Genomic DNA, 21,974 nt, shown 5'->3' on the forward strand with positions numbered 1-21,974 from the left:
TCGCGCTCATCGAACGCGCCGCATCGACGCGTCGGCTCCCCGTGGCGCTCGCCACACGCTGGCGGCGTGCCGCCGAAGACGAGGCGCTGTGGCGATTCGAACCGTGCGTCGTGCTCGGTGACGCGGTCGCTGCCTCTTTCCGCTTCGAGGATCGCGACGGGTTCCCGACCGTTTCCGGCCTGCTGGGCTGGAGCCGCTTCAGCGTCGGCGACCCGGCCGTCGACCTGCAATGGCTGGCCGCGGCTCCCGACGCCGCCGACGACGTGTATGCCGCGTATGTCTCCGCCGCGCACCGCTCGCCCGACCCGGATCTGCGCACCCGTGCCCGGCTCTACGCCGAGCTGGAGTTCGCGAAGTGGCTGCTCCACGGTCATGAACAGCGCCGCGAGGACGTCGTGGACGACGCGGTTGCGCTCCTCGACGCTCTCGTCGACGGACTCGGAGATGCCGCGACGCGCCTCGACCCGGTCGCCGTCGTGGGTGTGGACGATGCGATCGCCGTCCTCGCCGACACGCCCGTCACCAGGGCGGTCGCCGAGGACGATGGAAGCATCTCGATGCAGACCGACGCCTACGACCCGGCGATGGTGTCGCTGTTCGTGGCCGCAGCTCGCGCGCACGAGACCGGCGATGTCGGTGCACCGGCAGCCGCAGCCGAGCTCGCCGAGGACGCATCCCGTCACGACGTCCCCCCGCTGCCGGGCTCCTCGGACGTTTCGGCCGCCGAGATGGAGACCGCACCGATCGACGTGAGCGGCTGGGGCGACCTGCGTCAGAGCGTCGATTCGACGGACTCGGATGACGCTGCGGGCTCCGCCGATGCGGTGGCTCCGGCGGGCTCCGTCACCGATCCCGACGTCGTGCCGGATACGGATGTCCCAGACGAAGAGATCGAGGCAGCACGGGCCTCGCGTGCCGCGTTCCAGCGCTGGGCGAGGTCGGCCTCCGAGTAGACGCCGTCTCCGCGCAGGATCAGATCGTCGCCCACGTAGTACAGGACGACGTCGATCTGATCGAGGGGCACGCCCCGGGCCTTGTGGTAGGCCAGCCGGTACAGGGCGAGCTGCAGCATCCGCTCTTCGCGCTCCGCGGGCGAACGCGGCGGGCGACCCGTCTTCCAGTCGACGATCTCGATGCGTCCGTCGCGATCATCGCGGCGATACACGGCATCGAGCTTGCAGATGACGACGCGACCCGGGCCGCCCGCCTCGGGAAGGGCGAAGTCGATCTCGGTCTCCACCTCGAGAGGCCGCAGCGGACCCCACTCCGATCGCTCGAAGTTCGCGCGCAGGCGTTCGAGATCGGCCGCGTCCTCGACGGACGCTTCGGAGTCGGTCGGGTCGTCATCCCGCTCCCACAGCGCCTCGTCGATCGAGCCTCCAGCGCCGCTGCGCCCCGACCGTTGCTCGACCCAGGAGTGGAACAGCGTGCCCAGGCGCGTCTGCCGGTACGGTCGCTCCGGCATGGGGCGCGCGATCGCCGCCACGGTTCCCGTGTAGTCGGTGACGAAGTCCTTGAAGCGAGAGGCGGGGATGCGTGTCGGCGCCGCGTGCCGGGGGCCCTGCGCGCGCATGTCACGCTCGGCGAGCAGGCGCGCCAGCAACTCATCGGGTTCGGGATCGGCCCGCGTCGCCGCGTGCTCGACGCTCGCCGCCGCGGCGCGGACGATTGGCCCGCGCGCGCCGAGGGGATCGAGGGGCCACGAGAGCACCTGCCCGCCCCTCTCGAGATACGGGTTGTCGCCCGGGTCCGCGGGCTCGATCGGCGGCATCCCGAGCGCCTCGACAATCTCGACGAGGTAGGGGCTCGGGTCGCGGGGCTTGCTCTGCCCACCCCACTGCGAACCCGTCAGCAGCAGATCCGAACGGGCCCGGGTAACCGCGACGTACGCCAGCCGCCGCTCCTCTGCCTTCTGGTGATCGCGCACCCCGTCGCGGTAGGCGGCGATGGCCTTGCGCAGCGCGGCGCGGTCGGGGTCCGCACCGGGGCGCCAATCCAGCACCGGCAGCGCATCGCGGTCGCCGCGGAAGGCGTAGGGCAGAACACCGAATCCGAGCCATCCGGCCACCGACCGCGGGGCCTTGGGCAGTTCGTCCTGCACGAGCCGCACGACGGCCACCGCATCCCATTCGAGACCCTTCGAGCCGTGGACGGTCAGCAGCTGTACGACGCCGGGCTGGGGCGGCTCGGGACGCGGCATGAGCTCGTCGGTCTCTTCGGCATGGTCGAGCCAGGCGAGCAGGCTGCCGATCGAGCCGCGCTCGTCGGCCGTGAGAAATGCGCGCACCTCGTCGAGGAAGGCGCGCAGTTGTGCCGAGGCGACGCGCGCGGGCCCGCGGGTCTCGTTCGCGGCGAGCTCGATGTCGAGGCGCAGTTCGAGCTCGATCGTGCGGATCAGGTCGGGGATCGGCTGAGCCACCGCGCGCCGCAGCCGTCCGAGCATCTCGCCCGCCTCGCGCAGGCGGGCGCGGCCGGCGGGAGTGATTTCGGCGATGAGGCGGTAGTCGTCGCGCACGGTGCGGACGAACTCGAGGGCATCGACCAGCGAAGGCTGCTCGTCGGCACCGGCCGAGCCGCGCACGCGCGCGGCCAGCTCGGCCGGGAGCGGCGCGAGCGAACCGTCGCGCCTCGCGAGCGCGTCCGCCAGGGCATGCAGAGCCGCGAGGTCGGCCACACCGATCGCGAAACGCGGTCCCGACAGCAACCGGATCAACGACGACCCCTGCGAGGGGTCGTGCACCACCCGCAGCGCCGCGACGACGTCGACGACTTCGGGGGTCGTCAGCAGGCCGCCGAGCCCCAGGATGCGATGCGGCACGTCGTGCCGCGCCAGTGCCTCGGCGAAGGCGTTCATGTGCCTCTTGGTGCGGAACAGCACAGCCCCCGAGTGGGCACGGGGCGTGGCGGAGTCCGCCTGCGCCGCATCATGGTGGGCCCGCACGTCGACGAACCAGCGCGCGACCGCATCGGCCTCGTCGTCGATCGTCTTCTCGAAGCGGCACTGAACGCGCCCGTGGGCCGCACCGGGTCGAGCCCCCAGAGCACCGACCGGAACCCCGCGGTGCTCCGCGCCCGCGACGAGCCGGTTCGCGGCGGTCAGGATGCTCAGGTCGTTGCGCCAGCTGATCATCAGGCTGAATCGACCACATGCGGCTCGGTGCGCGAAGGCACCCGGGAAAGCGCCCAGGTTGTCGGCGGATGCCCCGCGCCAGCCGTAGATCGACTGGTTGGGGTCACCCACAGCCATCACCGCGGAGTCGCGGAAGACCTCGGCGAGCAGGCGTGTCTGGATCACGGACGTGTCCTGATACTCGTCGAGCAGCACGACGCGGTACTGCTCACGGAGGTGCTCGGCGACCTCGGGCGCACGCTCGATGATCTCGAGGGCCCCGGCGACCTGGTCGGCGAAGTCGAGCGTGTCCTCGGCGCGCTTACGGGTGGCGTAGTCGTCGACGAGGCCGGCGAGCACGGGAAGCCCGCTCATCGCCGCGTGGAATTTCTCGATGTCGCCGGGGTTCGCCAGGGCGGGGTTCGTCAGGGGCTCGAGCGCCGCGGCCCACTCGTCACCGAAGCGGGCCACGCTCGCGGCATCGACGCGGTTGTCGAGCAGTTCGCCCGCCAGCCGGTGCACGGCATCGACGACGCTCGCGAACGCCTCCCCCCGCTCCGACAGGCGTTCGTCCTCGGATGCCACGACCACCCGCCGCGCGAGCAACCACGACCCGGACTGGCTCATGAGCGCCGCATCCGGGTCGCGGCCGATCCGCGGGCCGTGCTCGCGCACGATCGCGTCGGCGAACGCATTGTAGGTCGAGACTCGAGGGCGCGACAGCAAGACCTCGCCCGCCGCATCCTCTTCCGGGGGAACGGCCGCGAGCGCCTCGGCGAGACCGTCGACGAAAGCCACCAGCTCGGCGCGGCGCGCACGCGGGGGCAGGGCACCCGCCCGTGCCCAGAACCCGGCGAGGGTGCCGTCCGCCGCGAGGGCATCGAGGTGCGGCAGCAGCCCACGCCGAGCGAACTCGTCGATGCCCGCGAGCCGCTGATCGATCCGTTCGGCGAGCTCGCCCGCGGCCTTGCGGGTGAACGTCAGCCCGAGCACCTCGTCGCGGCGCACGTGACCGTTCGCGACGAGCCACACGACCCGTCCCGACATCGTCTCGGTCTTGCCGCTGCCCGCCCCCGCGACGACCAGGGCAGGCGTGGGCGGTGCCTCGATGACGGCGCGCTGGTCGGGGGTGGGGCTGGGCAGACCCAGCGCCGCCGAGATGACGGGGGCCGAGAGGCCCATCCCGCCCGGCCAGACCGCGACGGGCGGCGCGGAGACATCCGGGGCGACGCTCCCGGTGCCCGTGGTGCTCGTGGTGCTCGTGGTGTCGGCGGACACGGCGGGTGGCGGCGTGGAGGTCACGAGGCCGACACCGCCTTGATCGTGTGGATGCGGCAGACGGCGAAGCGGTCCGTCGTGCAGTGCGTGTCGAGGTTCGCATCGAAACGGTCGGACGACATCCCCTCGGCCACGTCGATGATCGTGCGCAGGAACGACGTTCGCCGCGCGACATCCATCGGCGCCTGGCGCGCGAGTCTGTAGTGCGTGTTCTTGAGCGTCTTCGAGAGGACGAGCAGCCGCGCGCCCGCGTTCGCGGCGGGATCGGCGCCGGGCAGCAGCCCTTCCCACAGGGCGAGCTGGTAGGCCGCGAGCTGCGCGTCGTCCGCGACCTTCTCGTCGGTGAGCTTGTCTTCCGAACGGCCGGTCTTCAGGTCGACCACGACGACACGCTCGGCGACGCCCTCCTCCTTCGTCGGGTCGAGGGCCTCGCCGCGTCCCGAAGGGTAGACCTCGATGCGATCGACCGATCCGCTCAGCAGGGCGAGCCTGCGGTCCTCGGGCGGACCGTCCCCCACTCCCCCGCCACGCGGGGCTCCGTCTTCTCCGCCGTGCTCGGCTCCCCGTTCACCGTCCCGGATCGCCCAGACATCCGGCGCCGACTCCACGCCATCCGCACCACCGGCGACGGAATCCATGTCGATCGCGAGCCGGAAGCGCGCCTCTGCCCCCACGACACGGCCCTCTTCGCGGTGGAACCGCTCGAGGTACGCGTGCAGTCGATCGACCAGCAGCCCCGCCCACGCATGCTCTTTGCGGGCCATCCAGGGCGCCTCGAAGTCGAGTTCGCCCCAGCGCCCGTCCACGACCGCCTGCAGGGCAGCGCGATCGCCGCTCGGCACCTCTTCCATGGCGGCGTGCAGGATCGTCCCGACCCCGGCCGACCACGAACGGGTGTCCCCGCCGAGGGCGCGGATCGCCCAGTCCAGGCCGCAGGCGTCGAAAGCGTCGAGCTTGGAGGGCGACACGTGCACGGGTGATCGGGCCGGGTCGCGCAGGGGGCCGTTCGAGGATGCCTCGGCCATCCCGTACCACTGATGTGGCGCCGCGCCGGGCACGCCGGCCCGCGCGAGCACCACGAGCTGGCCCGCCGCGTGCGCGCGCACCGGCGCCGGGGCGACCGGGGTCGTCAGGGCTCGCCGGTGCTGCGCGACGAGTCCCCGCAGGGTCAGAGGATGCTCCACCGCACCGGTCGGATCGTCGCTCTCGTCGGGTTCGGGAAAGAAGCTCAGCAGGGGGCTGGGGCCGCGATCGTCGTCGTCGACCGCCGTAACGGCGAGCCGCGTACGGGCGCGGGAGACGGCCCGGACCAGCAGGCGCAACTCGTCGTGGAGCGCCGCGCGGCGGCGGTCGAGCGATCCCCCGTTGTCGGGTTCGGCGTGCGCCCCGGTCGAGCGATCCGGCGTGTGGCCCGATGCATCCGGTCCCCCGATGGCCAGTCCCTCGATGTCGGCCAGCCGCCATTTATCGAGCAGACCGCCCCGCAGGCGCACGTTCGGCCATACGCCGTCCTGCACACCCGCGATCACGACGCCCTCGAACTGCGTGCCGAGCGCGGCGGCGGGCGTCAGCAGCGCCACCGTCTCGGCGACATCGGGTGAGGTCAGCATGTCTTCGGGGACCTCGCTGTCGACCATGCGTCGCAGGAACGCTTCCGGTGCCTCGTCCGGCGACGTCTCGACGAAGCGCTTCGCCGCGTCGAAGAGTGCGACCAGAGCGTCGAGCGCGTGGCCGCTCTCGGCAGAGAGCGTGCCCGGCGTCGTGGCGAGTTCGTGCCACACACGGGCGAGGGGGCGGCCCCCGCCGTCCCGCGCACGATCCCACGCGATCCACAGCAGATCGTGCACCGTGGCACCGCGCTGCGCGTCGGCGTGCAGCACGCGCAGCGTCGTCGCGAGCCTCTCGGCCGCCCGCGCCTCGGGCGTGTCGAGCAGCGCGAGATCGAGCGGGTTCGCCATGGCCTCGTGCAGCAGCTCGCGCGCGGGACGTGTGCCACCGGCGGCGAGTTCGGCGTGGCGAAGACGCGCCCGGAGACGCCGCAGCCCCACCGCATCCAGTCCGCCGAACGGCGAGAGCAGCGCGGCGGACAGGGCTTCGGAATCGCGGATGTCGGGGGCGCTCATGCCGAGTCGCACGAGCTGAACGAGGTCACGCACGACGCCCTCGCTGCCCAGTGGACGCGGCAGGCTGGACGACCGCGTCGGCACCTCGCGGGCAGCCAGCTCGGCCTCGAGCTCGCCGACCTGACGGGTGTCGTGGGCGATCACGGCGAGCGCCGACCACGGGATCTCGTCGACGATGTGCCACTCACGCAGCACCCGCGCGATGCGGTCGATCTCTTCGTGCGGCGAGGGGGCGATCATCGTGCTCACGCGGGGGTCCGGCGGGAGTTCGGGCCCGGGCGCTCGGCGATGTTCGACACGCCCGGATGCCCCGATCGCGGTCGTCACCTCGCGCGCTATCCGCGCCAGCGCGGGCGTCGACCGGTGTTGGTCGTCGAGCACGTGCAGCGCACCGAGGGCGTCGCAGAGCCGCGCGAACAACTCGGGCGACGCACCGCGGAACGACCCGGAGCCGATGTCGGGATCACCGAACGCCAGCACCGCCACCCCGCGGGCCCGGAGTCCGCGCAGCATCGCCATGCCGCCGCGCGTGAGCTCTTGGGCATCGTCGACGAGCACGGCACGCAATCGAGCGGGGGGTCCGAGCAGAGCCTCGCCCGCCGCCCCCGAGGGCGCCGTCGCGAGGATCGCCGCGGCCTCGCGCAGCAGTTCGGCGGGATCGCGATGCTCGGCACGCATGGCGCCCACCGTGAAGCGGTAGTCGGTCACGAACTCCGCGGCCCCCACCCAGGCATCACGCCCGAGTCTGCGTCCCGCGGATGCCAGCTCGGCGGGCCCGATACCGCGTTCGGTGCACTCGGCGAGCAGTGCCCGCAACTCGGCGCGAAAGGTGCGCGATGCCCGGACGGCCGGACCGAGCGTGGCCGGCCACCGTGAGACGCCGCGCTCGGCATCCCGTTCGTCACCCGCGAGCAGTTCGGCGATGATGCGGTCCTGGTCGGGCGCCGTCAGCAGGCGCGGCGGCTCGCCGCCGCGCTGCACGGACACGCCGCGGACCAGCTGGAACGCAAAGGATGCCATCGAGCGGGCCAGCGGCCCCGGGGTCGCAACCCCGCCGACGAGCGCGAGCCGGTCGCGCAGTGCCGTCGCGGTCTGACGGGTGGGGGTCAGGACGAGCACTTCGTCCACACCCAGCCCGTCGCGCGCCCCCGCGGCCAGCAGGCGCGCCACGCGCGCCACCAGTGCCTCGGTCTTGCCCGTGCCCGGCCCGCCGATCACGACACCCGAGGCATCCGCCGGGAGCGCGACGACGTCGGCCTGTGCCGCGTCGAGGCCGTCCACCCAGCCGCTACCCGTACCCATCCCCCCACGCTAACGCGGCCCCCCGACACCGCCGTCCGGCAGCGCGCGCTCGACGCGTTCGCCCTCAGCGTGACCGACCCGGGCAGCCCTCACCCACCCGTGTCGTAGAGTTTCAGAGCAGTCGGGCGTCGTGCCCGGAGAGCAGAGAGGCAGTCACCCGTGGAGATTCGCATCGGCATCGCCAACACCGGCCGTGAGCTGAACTTCGAGACGTCCGAGTCCGCCGAGACCGTTCGTGCAGCCGTCGCGAAGGCACTCGACGCATCCGCCTCGCACGTGTCGTTCGCCGATTCCAAGGGCAATTCCTACATCGTCCCGACGGCCGCACTGGCGTATGTCGAGCTCGGCACCGAAGAGGCACGCCGCATCGGTTTCGTCGGCTGACATGCTGATCGTCCTCGCGCTGGTCGCCGCGGTCGCGATCGGTATGGCGCTGCACTTCGCCCTGCCGTTGCGCTCCACGCGGGGCGTCGCGCTCGGCCCCCTGCTGGACGCTGCGATCGCCGCGGTGATCTACACGAGCCTGACCTGGCTCGGCCTCGCCGAGAGCAACCCCTGGCTGTGGGTCGCGTCGATCGCCATCCCCGCCGTCGTCACCGGCGTCGTGCTCGCGGTGGTGTCGCGCGCCCGCGCCGCGCACGACGAGCGCGAGCGGATCCGCCTCAAGCTCGTCTGAAAGCTCGACGAGCCGCGCGCGTTCAGGCGTTCAGGCCGACCGCATCCATCCGTCGCGAGTGGGCGGCCATGAGTTCGGTGAACACCGGTTCGACCTTTTCTTCGGCGGCGCGGTCGAGTCCGACGGAGGTCGTGAGCGCTGCCCGCGCGACGAGCAGGGTGTCGCCCACCAGGCGCCGTCCCCACATCGACAGCAGCGAACGCCATTCCTCGTCGCTCGAGATCGTCGCCGCGATGATCTCGACGATCGCGCCGCGGTCGTCATCCGCCTCGAGGATCACGGACACGCGTCGCCCGGTGTCCCCGTACGTCGATGCGAGCGCGTGATAGAAATCGTCGAGCAGGCCCGCGGTCAGATGCACGCTGAGCAGGGTCTCCATCGGACGTTCGCCATGCGTGACGCGCCGGAACGCGTCGAGCTGCTCACGGAACGGCAGCATCACGGTCGTCGGGTCCTCGTCCCGCTCGCGGATGAGCGCGACGATCGCCTGATGTTTGGTCAGCGCGGCGCCGGCGGCGCGTGACAGCGCCTCTTTCTGCGCCAACTCGGGGGTGGACGTGATCAGCTGCGTCAGGGTCTCGAAGTATCCGAGCTGCAGGTAGGCGGCCTGACCCAGGAAGGTCTGCACGTCGGGCGCGAGCTCGGAGAAGTCGACCCGGGTCGCGCCGGATGTGTCACCCCGGGATCGGAGGGTCAGCACGCGACGCGGCGTGCGCCGCCGGCGCAACCAATTGAACACGGGATCAGCCTAGCCGCGGGCGAGGGTGGCCGTTGGGGGCGGCGGAAGAGTCGCGCCGCGGAGCCTCGGGTAGGCTGGGACTCGTCCCGGCGTCGGATCGGGACCCCGCGCCTGTGGCTGAGTGAAGGGCGTGGATCACCCTTCTTCCCCTCCGGGGGCAAGTACCCAGGCAGCATCTCACTGCCGGACAGGCTCATATTGTGACGACCTTCGCCGAACTCGGTGTCGATCAAGACATCGTCGACGCTCTCGCTTCGAAGGGCATCGTGGATGCCTTCCCGATCCAGGAGCAGACGATCCCCCTCGGACTCCCCGGGCAAGACATCATCGGGCAGGCCAAGACCGGCACCGGGAAGACCTTCGGCTTCGGCATCCCCGTCGTCCAGCGTCTCGGACTCGACCCCTCACCGGGCGTGAAGGCCCTCATCGTCGTCCCGACGCGGGAGCTGGCCGTCCAGGTCTATGAAGACATGGACATGCTCACCTCGAACCGCTCCACGAGCGTCGTCGCGATCTACGGCGGCAAGGCGTACGAGGGGCAGATCGACCAGCTGAAGGCCGGCGCGCAGATCGTCGTCGGAACCCCGGGTCGCCTGATCGACCTCAACAACCAGCGTCTGCTCGACCTCTCGAACGCGACCGAGGTCGTACTCGACGAGGCCGACAAGATGCTCGATCTCGGCTTCCTGCCCGACATCGAGAAGATCATCACCAAGGTCTCGCAGATCCGTCACACCCAGCTGTTCTCGGCCACGATGCCCGGGCCGATCGTCGCGCTCGCGCGTCGCTTCATGTCGAACCCGATCCACATCCGCGCGACCGACCCCGACGAGGGCCTGACGCAGGCGAACATCAAGCACCTCGTCTACCGCGCGCACTCGCTCGACAAGGACGAGGTCATCGCCCGCATCCTGCAGGCCGAGGGCCGCGGCAAGACCGTGATCTTCACGCGCACCAAGCGCGCCGCACAGCGCCTGTCGGACGAGCTCGGCGACCGCGGCTTCAACACCGCGTCGGTGCACGGCGACATGAGCCAGGAGGCGCGCGAGCGTTCGATGGCCGCATTCAAGGCCGGCAAGAAGGATGTCTTGATCGCGACGGACGTCGCCGCCCGCGGTATCGACGTCGATGACGTCACGCATGTCATCAACCACACGATCCCCGACGACGAGAAGACCTACCTGCACCGCGCCGGTCGCACGGGTCGCGCCGGCAAGACGGGCATCGCGGTCACGTTCGTCGACTGGGACGACCTGCACAAGTGGGCGCTCATCAACCGCGCCCTGGAGTTCGGCCAGCCCGAGCCGACCGAGACGTACTCGTCCAGCCCGCACCTGTTCACCGACCTCGACATCCCCACGGGAACGAAGGGTCGTCTTTCGACCGCACCGCGCACGGCGGCCGTCAAGACGCAGGAGCCCGCGCGGGAGCGTTCCGGAGCGCCCGCGGGTGACCGTCCGCGTCGTTCACGCTCTCGCTCGCGTTCGGGTGGGAGCGGCGAGGGCACGGCAGCGGCCTCGCCGAACGTTCCCGCCGATGGCTCGGGTTCCGGTTCCGACGCCCCTCGCACGGAGGGCGGCGGAACGCACGACGGAGGCGGCAGCGAGCACCACGATGGCCGCCCCGCGCCGTCGCGCCGCCGCCGTCGCCGCCGCTCGGGTGGTTCGTCCGGAGCCCCGACCGCTCCCACCGCGTAACCCGCGTGCACCGCTGACGGCACGGGATTCGCCATTCGGACCCGATCGAGCCCCCGTGAGAGGGCCTCACCCGCTATCTTGAGCGGTGGCGCCCGTAGGCGCCGATCATCCGATTGAAAGGCACACCCGTGCGCATCTTCACCGAGGCTGTCACTCCCATCAGCTACGAGTACCAGGGCTTCTGGGGTTCTTTCTGGGACCTCATCTGGTGGTTCTTGGCCATCTTCATCTTCTTCGCCTACCTGATGGTCCTGTTCTCGATCATCACCGACCTGTTCCGCGACCACAAGCTCAGCGGGTGGTGGAAGGCCGTCTGGATCATCGTCCTCCTCCTCACCAACTGGCTCGGCGCGCTGATCTACCTCATCGTCCGCGGTCGGGGTATGGGTGAGCGGAGCGCCGCGCAGGCCCAGGCCTTCGAGCGCGCGCAGCAGGACTACATCAAGCAGGCCGCCGGAACGAGCCCCGCCGACGAGATCGCCAAGGCGAAGTCGCTCCTCGACGCCGGCACGATCACGCAGGCCGAGTACGACCAGATCAAGTCCAAGGCGCTTTCCTGAATCGCCCGACCCGATCGCGAGCGGCCCCCGTCCTTTCCGGACGGGGGCCGCTTCGTCATATTCCGGGACTCCTCACACCACGTCGGCGGCCGTTTTCGACATCCGCGACGTCCGTCGGCTGCGCGGATGCCGCGAAGGCGCCGATGCGTTGCAGGGCTCGTTCACCGTCCGAAGCGAAGCGGGGCAACGCGTCGCGTCACGGCTCGTCGGACCCGGGCGTCAGGGGTACACGGGTGCGATGCCGGAGCCGAGCGCGATGATGCGCTCGACCATCTCGTCGGAGGTCGTGTTCTCGCCCGGCAGATTCGGCTTGCCGAGGCCGTGGTAGTCGCTCGACCCCGTCACGATCAGATCGCGCCGCGCGACGACGTCCCGGAGCACCTCGATGCCAGCCGGGGTGTTCTCGCGGTGGCCGAGCTCGAAGCCCGCCAACCCCGCATCGATCAGCTGCTCGAGATAGGGAACGGGCATCATCCGTCCCCGACCGGCCGTGGTGGGATGCGCGACGATCGGCACCCCGCCCGCGGCGACGACCAGTCGCACGGCCGACAGGGGGTCGGGCGCGTAGTGCGGTTCGTAGTAGCCCTCGCGCGGGTGGAGGATCCCCGCGAACGCCTCGGAGCGGTCGAGGGCGAAGCCGCGCGCGACGAGCGCGTCGGCGATGTGCGGACGACCCACGGTGGCGCCATCGGATGTCTGGGCGACGACGTCCGCCCACGACAGGTCGTAGTCGCGCGAGATGTTGCGGACGATGCGTTCGGCCCGGCCCATCCGGTCATCGCGGATGCGTTCCATCTCGGCCCGGAGGGCAGGGTTGTCGGGATCGAACAGGTAGGCGAGCAGGTGAACGCTCCGCCACTCGTGCTTGGCGCTCAATTCCATGCCCGGGAGCAGCGTCATGCCGAGCGACGTGGTGGCCTCGGCGGCTTCCGCCCACCCGGCCGTCGTGTCGTGGTCGGTCAGCGCGATCGTCCGGAGCCCGTAGCGGTGCGCCGCGCGCACGACGGTCTCGGGCGGCTCGGTGCCGTCGGATCGCAGCGAGTGCAGGTGGAGGTCGCTCGGCCCCTCGAATCGCCGCACGACGTCCCGCTGCCCGTTCATCCCCCCGAGCGTACCCCCGGCGGGTTCCTGACGACCGGCGTCGTCGACGCCGCCGACGCTCACGTCCGTCGTTCTCCCAGCCACGACTCCTAGAGTCGAAAGGTGCTGCGCGTGCTCGGGATCCTCATCGCCGTGCTGTTCGCGATCGCGACAGCAGTGCTGACGTGGCCGTCCTTCTTCCGGGTCGAGCAGACGTTCCCCGTCGCGCAGATCGTGGCCTTCCGCTCGCTCGTCGCCGTCGCCTTCGCTCTCGCGACCGTCCTGATGCTGCTCCTCGCGATCGCACGCCCCCTTCGCGGTTTCGCCCTGTCGATGGCCCTGGTCGCCGTGATCGGCACCCTCGGCAACGGCGCGATCGTCGTGACGCGCGGCACGGGAACGACCGAGCTTCCGGCCGAGACGGCGACGAGCGTCCGCGTCATGACGTGGAACACGGCGGGCGAGGCGACGGATCCGGTATCCGTCGCGCAGACCGCCGTCGCGATGCAGGCGGACATCGTCTCCCTCCCCGAGACCACGATCGAATCCGGCGAGCAGATCGCGATCGCCATGCGCGAGCTCGGGCGCCCGATGTGGGCGCACCACGTCGAGTTCAGCACGGGCGTCGACACGTGGGATGCCCGGTCCACCACGCTGCTGATCTCGCCCGAGCTGGGCGACTACTCGGTCATCGAGTCCTCGCAAGACGGTTCGAGCAACACGGGCGTTCTGCCCAGCGCCGTGGCGATGCCGATCAACGGACAGGGACCGATCGTCGTCGCGGTGCACGCCGTCGCCCCCCGCGAGGACGACATGGAGCACTGGCGCACCGACCTCCGCTGGCTGGCCGATCAGTGCGCCACCGGAAACGTCATCATGGCCGGGGACTTCAACGCGACGATCGACCACATGGCACGGCTGGGCGTCGACGGCGGAACACTCGGGTACTGCCACGACGCGGCATCCGAATCCGGGAACGGCGGCGTCGGCACCTGGACCACGGACCTCCCGGCGCTCGCCGGCGCTCCGATCGACCACGTGCTGTCGACGCCGAACTGGAAGGCGACGGGATCGATCTTGCTGCGCTCGCTCGACGGTTCCGGCAGCGACCACCGCCCGCTGGTCGTCCAGCTCGAGCCCGCCGGCTGAGCCCGCGCCTGCGCCGCCCGAGGCCGCGCCTGCCTGAGCCCGCACAAGCCTGAGCCCGCACCTGCCGGAGCCCGCACCTGCCTGAGCCCGCACAAGCCTGTGCCCGCGCTTGTCTGAGCCCACACCTGCCGGAGCCCGCACAAGCGCAGTTGGGGCGTCCGGCGGACCTTGGGGCGCGGGATTCCGCGCCCCAAGGTCGCCCCGACGCCCCAACGCCCCAACCTCGGTCGCCCCGATGCCCCGACGCCCCGACCTCGGTTGGCGCGGGAGCGACCCGCGTTCGGCTCGGCGTCCCCCTCCCGCAAACCGCAGCGCGTGCGAGACTGGAAGGATGAGCGCGACGGGCGAAACGAACACGGTGACCGAAGAGGCTGCGCAGGATGACCGCGAGGCGCAGGCCAATGCGAATCGCCGCCAGCGATTCGGGCAGGGCTTCCTCGACACGATCCCGAACGGCTGGGCCGAACGGCCCGAGACCGCTCCCCCCGCCCGGCCGCAGGCATCCTTCGCCGCCGCCCGCCGTGCGGTGCTCTCGGCCGCGTTCCCCGGCAAGCGCCTGGTCGTTCCCGCCGGCGGCGTCGCCGTGCGCAGCAACGACACCGACTACCCGTTCCGCGCGCACTCGGCTTTCGCGCACCTGACCGGGTGGGAACGGGATGCCGAGCCCGACGCCGTCCTCGTCCTCGACCCCGTCGAGGGGGGTCACACGGCGACGCTGTACTTCCGCGAGCGCGCCGACCGCAACACGGCCGAGTTCTACGCGGACGCCTCGATCGGTGAGTTCTGGATCGGCCCGCGTCCGGCACTCGCCGGCGTCGCGGCCGATCTGGCCCTCGAAACGGCGCACCTGGACGGGTTCGAAGCATCCGATGACGACCTGGTGGTCGGCGACGACGAGGAGCTGACGCGCTACGTGTCGGAGTTGCGGCTCGTGAAGGACGCCTTCGAGATCGAGCAGATGCGCCTCGCGGTGCAGGTCACGGCCGACGGGTTCGACGACATCGTCCGCTCACTCCCCCGGATCGTCGCGCATCCCCGCGGCGAGCGCGTGGTCGAGGGCGTCTTCCACCTGCGCGCCCGGACCGACGGCAACTGGGAGGGCTACGACACGATCGCCGCGTCCGGTCCGCACGCGTGCTACCTGCACTGGACCCGCAACGACGGACCCGTCGTCCCCGGCGACCTCATGCTGGTCGACGCGGGCGTCGAGGTCGACAGCCTGTACACCGCCGACATCACCCGCACCCTGCCCGTCTCCGGCCGCTTCACCGAGGTGCAGCGCCGCGTCTACGAGGCCGTGCGCGAGGCGGCGGATGCTGCGCTGCGCGTCGCGCGGCCCGGTGCCCGTTTCCGCGAGGTGCACGAAGCGGCGATGGCCGTGATCGCCGCGCGGGTCGCCGAGTGGGGTCTGCTACCCGTAACGGCCGACGAGGCCCTCGCGCCCGAGACCGGCGGACAGCACCGGCGCTACATGGTCCACGGCACGAGCCACCACCTCGGAATCGACGTGCACGACTGCGCGCAGGCCCGTCGCGAGATGTACTACGACGGCGTGCTCGAGGCAGGCATGGTCTTCACGATCGAGCCGGGACTGTACTTCCAGATCGACGATCTGACGGTGCCCGAGGAGTATCGGGGCATCGGCGTACGGATCGAGGACGACATCCTCATGACCACTCAGGGGCCGGTCAATCTCTCGGCGGATATCCCGCGCACCGCCGACGACGTCGAGGCCTGGATGGCGCGGCTCGCTCCCCCGGCCTGACCCTCTGCCCAGCGGAGGAGATCTGCCGAAGGGAGGACGATTCGGCCCGACGACCCCCTCTGCTCGGCACGGGCCCTCGGCTCCGGCCGCGCTCAGAGCAGTCGAGCGCGGAGGAAGTCCGCGACGAGCGGGGCGAGACCCGCGCCGACCTCCTCGGCCGGGCGCTTCTGCCCCTTCACCTCGAATGAGTGCCCGCCGCCCTCGATCCAGGCGATCCGCGCATCCCGACACGACGTGACCGCGCGCTCGAGGCCCTCATGGGGCACGACGAACGGGTCGTTCGTCCCCTCGACGAACAGCTGAGGCACCTCGATCCGCGGCAGATGCTCCGCGCGTTCGCGCTCGGGATCGCCCGGCGGATGCAGCGGGTAGCCCAGGTAGACCAGCCCCGCAATGCCGAGCGGACGTTCCGCCTCGGCCATCGAGGCCATCCGTCCCCCGTACGACTTGCCGGCCGCCCAGAGCGGCTCGCCCACGGGCGCTTCCCCGCGCGCGCGATCCACGACCGCTCGCCAGGTGGCGATCGCATGCGCGGCGGGCCCCGGCATCCGTCGCCCCGCCTCGCGATACGGGAAGTTGAAGCGCAGCGTCGCGACGCCCGCGTGCGCCAGCGCGTCCGCGAAACCCACGAGGAACGGATGGTCGTAGCCCGCGCCCGCACCGTGCGCGACGATCAGGGTCGCCCAGGCCGCGGCCGGGCGGTGGGAGGCGACGCTGATCTCGGTCTCGCCGGCCGGCAGCGTGACCGACCAGCGCTCCACGCGGCCCGTTGCGGAGGAGATCTCGTCTTCGGAGGAAGGAGGAATCGACATCCGTCCTCCGAAGCGGGGATCTCCTCCGTTCACGATCCGTTGCGGGAGTCGGATCCGGGGCCGGCATCGCGATGCGGGTCGTCGGACGAGTCATCCGAGGCGTGGTCGGATGCTTCGGGACTCGCATCGCCGGACTCGACGGGCGAAGCCGCCACGGCGGGCTCGATCCGCTGACCGTACCGGGGCGGCTCTTCGGGTGCCACGGCTTCCACACGCTCGCCGTAGCGCGGGGGCGCGGCATCCGGGGGCAGCGGCGGTCGCTCACCCGGGGTCGCGGGGCCACCCGCCACGGGCGGCACGGGCGGCAGTGCAGCGGAGACGGGAGCGGGAGCGGATGCCGGGGCCCCACCCACGACGCCCAGCACCTGCCGCGCCTTCGCGAGGCTATCGCCCCCGACCGTGACCTCATAGTGGTCGGCGAGCACCTGCATGACGGAGGCGAAATCGCGGCGCCGACGGATGAACGAGTACGTGATGATGCTCAGGAGCATCCCGACGGCGACGCCGACGAAGAGCACGCCGACGAACGCCTGGATCGGCACGGACGGGCTGCCGAGCACGAGGATCGCCGAGAAGAACAGGCCGATGAGCAGGCCGTTGACGGCACCCGAACGCGCCGCGGTGGCGTATCCGAGACGTCCGGTCACCCGTTCGATCGAGCGCAGACCCTGACCGACGATCGCGATGTCGCGGGCGGGAACCTCACCCGCGATCAGCGCCGAGACGGCCTTCTGCGCTCCCTCGTAGGTCGGAAAGCTCGCGACGGTCTCGCCGACGGCCTCGGCGCGTTTGCCCGGGGGCGTGGGTCCCAACATGCTCATCCCGCCATTGTCCCACGCCCTCCCTAGGCACCCCCTGTGACGGGGCTACGCTGGAGCAGTGAGCACGCAAAGGGTCTTTGTCGCGCGCCTGGCCGGGTGCGCCGTCTTCGACCCCGCGGGCGACCGCCTGGGCCGCGTTCGCGACGTCGTCGTGGTGTACCGGGCGAGCGACCCGCCGCGTGTCGTCGGTCTGGTCGTCGAGATCCCCGGACGCCGTCACGTCTTCGTGTCGATCGGACGCGTGACCTCGATCGCGACCGGTCAGGTCATCACGACGGGCCTGATCAACGTGCGCCGGTTCCAGCCGCGCGGCGGCGAGGTGCGCGTCCTCGCCGAACTGCTCGGGCGGCGCGTTCACCTGACCGACGGATCGGGCGAAGCGGTGATCGAGGATGCCGCGATCGAACGCAACCGGCTCGGTGAATGGGCGATCGGGCAGCTGTTCCTGCGCCGCCCGAAGACGAGCGCCAGTCCCTTCGCGAAGGGGCCGACCACGTTCGCGAACTGGAGCGATGTGCGCGAACGCATGGCGCCCGGCGAGTCGCAGTCCGTCGAGCAACTCGTCGCCTCGTACTCCGAGCTGCTGCCCGCGGACCTCGCCAACACCCTGCTCGATCTTCCCGACGCACGCATGATGGAGGTCGCCGGCGAACTGCCCGACGACCGTCTCGCGGACGCGCTCGAAGAGATGCCCGAAGGCGACCAGGCACACATCCTCGAACAGCTCGGCGACGAGCGCGCCGCCGACATCCTCGATGCGATGGAGCCGGACGACGCGGCCGACCTCCTGGCGCAGCTGCCCGAGGGCCGCTCCGAGCAGTTGCTCGACCTGATGGAGCCCGAAGAGGCCGACGACGTTCGTGCCCTGCTGGCGTACGGACCCGACACCGCTGGCGGCCTGATGACTCCCGAGCCGATCGTGCTGTCTGCCGACGCGACGGTGGCCGAGGCGCTCGCGCTCATCCGCCGTCACGAACTGCACCCGGCCCTCGCGGCCGCGGTGTTCGTGACGCTGCCGCCCTACGAGACCCCGACGGGCCGCCTGCTCGGCGTCGTGCACTTCCAGCGGATGCTGCGCTATCCCCCGCACGAGCGCCTCGGCGCGATCATCGACGACTCGGTCGAGCCCGTGCACGCCACCGCCTCGGCGGCGGAGGTCGCCCGTCTGCTCGCGAGCTACAACCTCGTCTCGCTTCCCGTCGTCGACAACGCCCATCGTCTCGTGGGCGCCGTCAGCGTCGACGATGTGCTCGACTACCTGCTGCCCGACGACTGGCGCTCGCACGACGCGGATGCCTCCGCGGCCGGTCCCGCGAGCCGTGCCGCCGGATCGAGGCGCCGCTGATGGCGCGCACGTCGCGCCGCGTCACGCTGGACGCGCCTCGCGGGCGCCCCGGTGTGCTCTCACGCACGCCGCAGCCCTCGCGTGACCGCTTCGGCCGCTTCACCGAGTGGATCGCCCGCAAGATGGGCACGCCGTGGTTCCTGCTCGGGTTGAGCCTGTTCTGCGCCCTGTGGATCCTCTGGAACACGATGTTCCCGTCGTACTGGCGTTTCGACTCGGCGGCCAATGGGTTCACGGCCCTGACTCTCGTCCTGTCGCTGCAGGCCTCGTATGCCGCTCCCCTCATCCTGCTCGCGCAGAACCGTCAGGACGACCGCGACCGCGTCCAGATCGAGCAGGACCGGCAGCGGGCGGAGCGCAACCTCGCCGATACCGAGTACCTGGCCCGCGAGATCGTGGCGTTGCGCCTGGCCCTCACGGATGTCAGCAGCGACGTCGTCACCAAGGACGTCCTCCGCAGTGAGCTGCGCCACGAGCTGAAGGCACTTCTCGAGGGCCTCGAGGCCCGAGGTGGCGAGCGCTCCGAGACGGATGCCGCGGCACCCGATGAGCGCTGACCGCGGGTCCGAGTTCGACGAACGGCTCAGCGCCGCGGTCCGCGTGGCGGTCGGGTCGGTGACCGACCCCGAGCTGCGTCAACCCCTCGCCGACCTCGACATGGTCCGCGACATCGCCGTCTCGCGCGGAATCGCGGATGTGGGGATCGCCCTCACGATCGTCGGATGCCCCGCCGCGAACCGCATCGAATCCGACGTGCGCCGGGCCGCGGCATCCGTGCCCGGTGTCGACGACGTGCGCGTGAGCGTCGGCGTCATGACCCCCGCCGAGCGCGCCGCCCTGACCGATCGTCTGCGGGCGGGTCGACCGCGCGGCATCCCGTTCACGGCCGAATCGCTGACGCGCGTCATCGCGGTGACGAGCGGCAAGGGCGGTGTCGGCAAATCGACCGTGACCGCGAACCTCGCCGTCGCGCTCGCGGCACGCGGGCTCAGAGTGGGCCTGATCGACGCCGATGTGCACGGCTTCTCGATCCCCGGGCTGCTCGGACTCGTGGACGGCGAGGGCCGCACCGTGCGCCCCACCCGCATCGATGATCTGATCCTGCCGCCCGTCGCCTACGGGGTGAAGACCGTGTCGATCGGAATGTTCCTGCGCGAGGGCGAGGAGGGCGCGGCCGTCGCCTGGCGGGGGCCCATGCTGCACCGCACCGTGCAGCAGTTCCTCACCGACGTGCACTTCGGCGACCTCGACATCCTGCTCCTCGACATGCCGCCGGGAACGGGCGATGTCGCCATCTCGGTCGGCCAGCTCCTCCCCCACGCCGAGGTCGTCGTCGTCACGACACCGCAGACAGCGGCATCCGACGTGGCGATCCGCAGCGCGTTGGTCGCACGCCAGACGGGGCAGCGCGTCATCGGCGTCATCGAGAACATGGCGGCGCTCACGCTCCCGGATGGCACCGTGCTCGACCTGTTCGGCGCGGGTGGTGGGGCGCAGGTCGCGGCCGCACTGTCGGCCTCGGATGCCTCGGATGCCTCGGATGCCTCGGATGCCTCGGATGCCTCGGATGCCTCGGGTGATGTTCCCTTGCTGGCGTCCATCCCGCTCAGCCCGGCTCTGCGCGCGGCGGGCGACGCGGGTGAGCCCCTCACCGCGACGGGCGCGCCCGGGGAGGCACCAGACACGAACGCGGATGACCCGGCCCGGCGAGCGCTGATCGACCTCGCGGCGCGGCTCGCCGTCACGCCGCGCGGTCTCGCCGGCCGCCCCCTCACCCTCAGGCCCCGTTGACCCGCGAAGGAAACCCATGGCATCCGACACGACCGTGACGACGACGCACGGACCCGTCCGAGGCGAGTCCGACGGCGCGATCCGCTCGTGGAAGGGGATCCGCTACGCAGCCCCGCCCACGGGCCCGCTGCGCTGGCGCGGGCCGCGCGCTCCCGAACCCTGGACCGCTGTGGCCGACGCCACCCGGTTCGGCCCCATCGCCGTGCAGACGGCGTCACCCGCGATCCGCCTGCCCGATGATGCCGTGCAGAGCGAGGACTGCCTGACCCTGGACGTCTGGGCGGCGGAGAGCGTTTCGGCGAGCGAACCGCGTCCGGTCATGGTGTGGGTGCACGGTGGCGCGTACATGTTCGGCGCGACCTCGCAGCCGATGTACGACGGCCGGTCGCTGGCTGCCAGCGGCGAGATCGTGCTCGTCACGGTCGGCTACCGTTTGGGCGCCCTGGGGTTCGCCGATCTCTCGCGCTTCTCGACCGATGCCGAGACCTTCGAGACGAACCTCGCGCTGCGTGACGTCCTCTTCGCGCTCGCCTGGGTGCGCGACAACATCGCGGCCTTCGGCGGCGATCCCGAGAGCGTCACGCTGTTCGGTGAATCCGCCGGGGGCGGCATCGTCACGACCCTCATGACCTCGCCCGCGGCGCGCGGGCTGTTCCACCGAGCGATCGCCGAGAGTTCGCCCGCGACCTCTGTCTACGGTCAGGACCGCGCTGAGCGCGTGGCCCGCGAGCTGCTGCAGGCCGTCGACGCCGACCCCGCCGATGTCTCGTCGTTCCGGAACATTCCCGCCGATCGGCTCGCCGCCGCGGCGATGACGGTATACGCATCCACCCCCGCCGACGAGCCGGGCACCCTGGCCTTCACGCCCGTGGTCGACGGTAACCTCGTGCCGGAGCATCCGGTCGATGTGTTCTCGCGCGGAGGCGCGCTGCCCGTGCCGCTGCTGATCGGCACCAACCGCGACGAGACCTCGTTGTTCACCATGATGAAGTCACCGCTCATGCCGGTCTCGAAAGAGGCGATCGAAGAGATGTCGATCGACCTGCGCGCCGATCGCCCCGACCTCGACATCCCCTCCGACGCCGAGATCCAGTCCGCCTACGCGGGCTTGCGCCTGAAGAAACAAGGCCCGGCCATCTCGCGCGACCTGGGATTCCGCATGCCGACCCTCTGGGTCGTGCAGGGCCACGCCGCCGTCGCCCCGACCTACCTGTACCGCTTCGACTGGGCAACACCCATGCTGCGACTGCTCGGGATCGGCGCGACCCACGGGACCGAGCTGCCCTACCTGTGGGGAAACCTGCAGGGCGGCAAGAAGGACATCACCTTCCGCCTCGGTGGCCTGCGCACCGGCCACGCGCTGTCGACGCGTCTGCAACGCCGATGGATCGGCTTCGCGCTGGACACGTCACCGCAGGCCGAGGGCGCCGTCACCTGGGAGCCGTACACCGCCGCGGATCGCGCCACTCTCGTGATCGATCGGGTCGACCGGGTGGAACCGGACCTCGACCACGACCTGCGCGCGGCGTGGGGCGACGAGGTGCTCTCTTTCACCTGAGCCGCGCGGGTGCCCTCAGGTGGCTTCGGAGTCGTAGGGCGTCGCGACCGGTGCGGCGGAGGAACGTGCCGATGCCGGGGCCGCCGCGGAGTCGGATGCCCCGTCCGCCGCGGCACCGCCCGCGGACGCCGCAGGGCCCGCGGTGGTGGCCACCGGGCCCGCGCCGGCG

At 71.3% G+C, this 21,974-nt stretch carries 16 protein-coding genes; 10 read left to right on the plus strand and 6 right to left on the minus strand.

The window, feature by feature from the left end; translation table 11 throughout:
- Window positions 1-772: 772 nt before the first annotated feature.
- Window positions 773-4,291, minus strand: a complete 3,519-nt coding sequence (locus CGU35_RS09685; protein ID WP_100811405.1) for an ATP-dependent DNA helicase — start codon at window positions 4,289-4,291, stop codon at window positions 773-775.
- Window positions 4,292-4,407: 116 nt separating this feature from the next.
- The gene (locus CGU35_RS09690; protein WP_100811257.1) at window positions 4,408-7,812 is read right to left on the minus strand and encodes an ATP-dependent helicase; all 3,405 of its coding nucleotides are present in this window, start codon (window positions 7,810-7,812) and stop codon (window positions 4,408-4,410) included.
- Between the two features lie 159 nt (window positions 7,813-7,971).
- Between CGU35_RS09690 and CGU35_RS09695 the strand changes: the two genes are divergently transcribed.
- Entirely contained in the window at window positions 7,972-8,196 is a 225-nt protein-coding gene (locus CGU35_RS09695; protein WP_100811258.1) for a DUF3107 domain-containing protein, read from the plus strand.
- Between the two features lies 1 nt (window position 8,197).
- The gene (locus CGU35_RS09700; protein WP_100811259.1) at window positions 8,198-8,488 is read left to right on the plus strand and encodes a hypothetical protein; all 291 of its coding nucleotides are present in this window, start codon (window positions 8,198-8,200) and stop codon (window positions 8,486-8,488) included.
- Window positions 8,489-8,510: 22 nt separating this feature from the next.
- On the opposite strand, the gene CGU35_RS09705 is transcribed toward CGU35_RS09700, so the two are convergent.
- Window positions 8,511-9,227, minus strand: coding sequence for a ferritin-like fold-containing protein (locus tag CGU35_RS09705; protein WP_100811260.1), 717 nt, complete (start codon window positions 9,225-9,227; stop codon window positions 8,511-8,513).
- A 200-nt stretch (window positions 9,228-9,427) separates the two neighbouring features.
- Here CGU35_RS09705 and CGU35_RS09710 point away from each other — a divergent pair, with 200 nt between their 5' ends.
- Together CGU35_RS09710 and CGU35_RS09715 are read left to right on the plus strand one after the other, a co-directional pair.
- Window positions 9,428-10,924: a DEAD/DEAH box helicase gene (locus CGU35_RS09710; RefSeq protein ID WP_100811261.1), complete on the plus strand. Its 1,497-nt coding sequence runs from the start codon at window positions 9,428-9,430 to the stop codon at window positions 10,922-10,924.
- Window positions 10,925-11,052: 128 nt separating this feature from the next.
- Complete coding sequence (locus tag CGU35_RS09715; RefSeq protein WP_232711214.1) at window positions 11,053-11,484, plus strand: SHOCT domain-containing protein; 432 nt, start codon at window positions 11,053-11,055, stop codon at window positions 11,482-11,484.
- Between the two features lie 219 nt (window positions 11,485-11,703).
- On the opposite strand, the gene CGU35_RS09720 is transcribed toward CGU35_RS09715, so the two are convergent.
- Window positions 11,704-12,585, minus strand: a complete 882-nt coding sequence (locus tag CGU35_RS09720) for a PHP domain-containing protein (protein WP_100811407.1) — start codon at window positions 12,583-12,585, stop codon at window positions 11,704-11,706.
- 102 nt (window positions 12,586-12,687) lie between these two features.
- Here CGU35_RS09720 and CGU35_RS09725 point away from each other — a divergent pair, with 102 nt between their 5' ends.
- Together CGU35_RS09725 and CGU35_RS09730 are read left to right on the plus strand one after the other, a co-directional pair.
- Window positions 12,688-13,713 carry an endonuclease/exonuclease/phosphatase family protein gene (locus CGU35_RS09725; RefSeq protein ID WP_100811262.1) on the plus strand — a complete coding sequence of 342 codons (1,026 nt, stop codon included), beginning with the start codon at window positions 12,688-12,690 and terminating at the stop codon, window positions 13,711-13,713.
- A 331-nt stretch (window positions 13,714-14,044) separates the two neighbouring features.
- Window positions 14,045-15,478, plus strand: coding sequence for an aminopeptidase P family protein (locus tag CGU35_RS09730; RefSeq protein WP_100811263.1), 1,434 nt, complete (start codon window positions 14,045-14,047; stop codon window positions 15,476-15,478).
- A 92-nt stretch (window positions 15,479-15,570) separates the two neighbouring features.
- On the opposite strand, the gene CGU35_RS09735 is transcribed toward CGU35_RS09730, so the two are convergent.
- On the minus strand, window positions 15,571-16,290 hold the full coding sequence (locus tag CGU35_RS09735) for an alpha/beta hydrolase family protein (RefSeq protein WP_232711215.1): 720 nt from the start codon (window positions 16,288-16,290) through the stop codon (window positions 15,571-15,573).
- Window positions 16,291-16,319: 29 nt separating this feature from the next.
- The gene (locus tag CGU35_RS18570) at window positions 16,320-17,111 is read right to left on the minus strand and encodes a general stress protein (protein ID WP_232711216.1); all 792 of its coding nucleotides are present in this window, start codon (window positions 17,109-17,111) and stop codon (window positions 16,320-16,322) included.
- 58 nt (window positions 17,112-17,169) lie between these two features.
- Here CGU35_RS18570 and CGU35_RS09745 point away from each other — a divergent pair, with 58 nt between their 5' ends.
- The 4 genes from CGU35_RS09745 to CGU35_RS09760 are packed head-to-tail and all read left to right on the plus strand — an operon-like array spanning window position 17,170 to window position 21,805.
- The gene (locus CGU35_RS09745; RefSeq protein WP_100811264.1) at window positions 17,170-18,456 is read left to right on the plus strand and encodes a magnesium transporter MgtE N-terminal domain-containing protein; all 1,287 of its coding nucleotides are present in this window, start codon (window positions 17,170-17,172) and stop codon (window positions 18,454-18,456) included.
- The gene (locus tag CGU35_RS09750) at window positions 18,456-19,013 is read left to right on the plus strand and encodes a DUF1003 domain-containing protein (RefSeq protein WP_100811265.1); all 558 of its coding nucleotides are present in this window, start codon (window positions 18,456-18,458) and stop codon (window positions 19,011-19,013) included. Before CGU35_RS09745 ends, CGU35_RS09750 begins: the two co-directional genes overlap by 1 nt.
- Window positions 19,003-20,247, plus strand: coding sequence for an Mrp/NBP35 family ATP-binding protein (locus CGU35_RS09755; protein ID WP_232711217.1), 1,245 nt, complete (start codon window positions 19,003-19,005; stop codon window positions 20,245-20,247). Before CGU35_RS09750 ends, CGU35_RS09755 begins: the two co-directional genes overlap by 11 nt.
- A gap of 16 nt (window positions 20,248-20,263) precedes the next feature.
- A complete protein-coding gene (locus tag CGU35_RS09760) occupies window positions 20,264-21,805 on the plus strand; it encodes a carboxylesterase/lipase family protein (protein ID WP_100811267.1) in 1,542 nt (513 codons plus the stop codon).
- The last annotated feature ends 169 nt before the right edge of the window (window positions 21,806-21,974 follow it).

The organism is Microbacterium sp. BR1 (genome assembly GCF_002812725.1).
Classification (GTDB): Bacteria; Actinomycetota; Actinomycetes; order Actinomycetales; family Microbacteriaceae; genus Microbacterium.

Excerpts from the sequence above, each read along its gene's own strand:
- CGU35_RS09685 (WP_100811405.1), bottom strand. The coding sequence starts at position 4,291 with ATGGGCCTCTCGGCCCCCGTCATCTCGGCGGCGCTGGGTCTGCCCAGC.
- CGU35_RS09690 (WP_100811257.1), bottom strand. The coding sequence starts at position 7,812 with ATGGGTACGGGTAGCGGCTGGGTGGACGGCCTCGACGCGGCACAGGCC.
- CGU35_RS09700 (WP_100811259.1), top strand. The coding sequence starts at position 8,198 with ATGCTGATCGTCCTCGCGCTGGTCGCCGCGGTCGCGATCGGTATGGCG.
- CGU35_RS09720 (WP_100811407.1), bottom strand. The coding sequence starts at position 12,585 with ATGAACGGGCAGCGGGACGTCGTGCGGCGATTCGAGGGGCCGAGCGAC.
- CGU35_RS09730 (WP_100811263.1), top strand. The coding sequence starts at position 14,045 with ATGAGCGCGACGGGCGAAACGAACACGGTGACCGAAGAGGCTGCGCAG.
- CGU35_RS09735 (WP_232711215.1), bottom strand. The coding sequence starts at position 16,290 with ATGTCGATTCCTCCTTCCTCCGAAGACGAGATCTCCTCCGCAACGGGC.
- CGU35_RS18570 (WP_232711216.1), bottom strand. The coding sequence starts at position 17,111 with ATGAGCATGTTGGGACCCACGCCCCCGGGCAAACGCGCCGAGGCCGTC.
- CGU35_RS09750 (WP_100811265.1), top strand. The coding sequence starts at position 18,456 with ATGGCGCGCACGTCGCGCCGCGTCACGCTGGACGCGCCTCGCGGGCGC.
- CGU35_RS09755 (WP_232711217.1), top strand. The coding sequence starts at position 19,003 with ATGAGCGCTGACCGCGGGTCCGAGTTCGACGAACGGCTCAGCGCCGCG.
- CGU35_RS09760 (WP_100811267.1), top strand. The coding sequence starts at position 20,264 with ATGGCATCCGACACGACCGTGACGACGACGCACGGACCCGTCCGAGGC.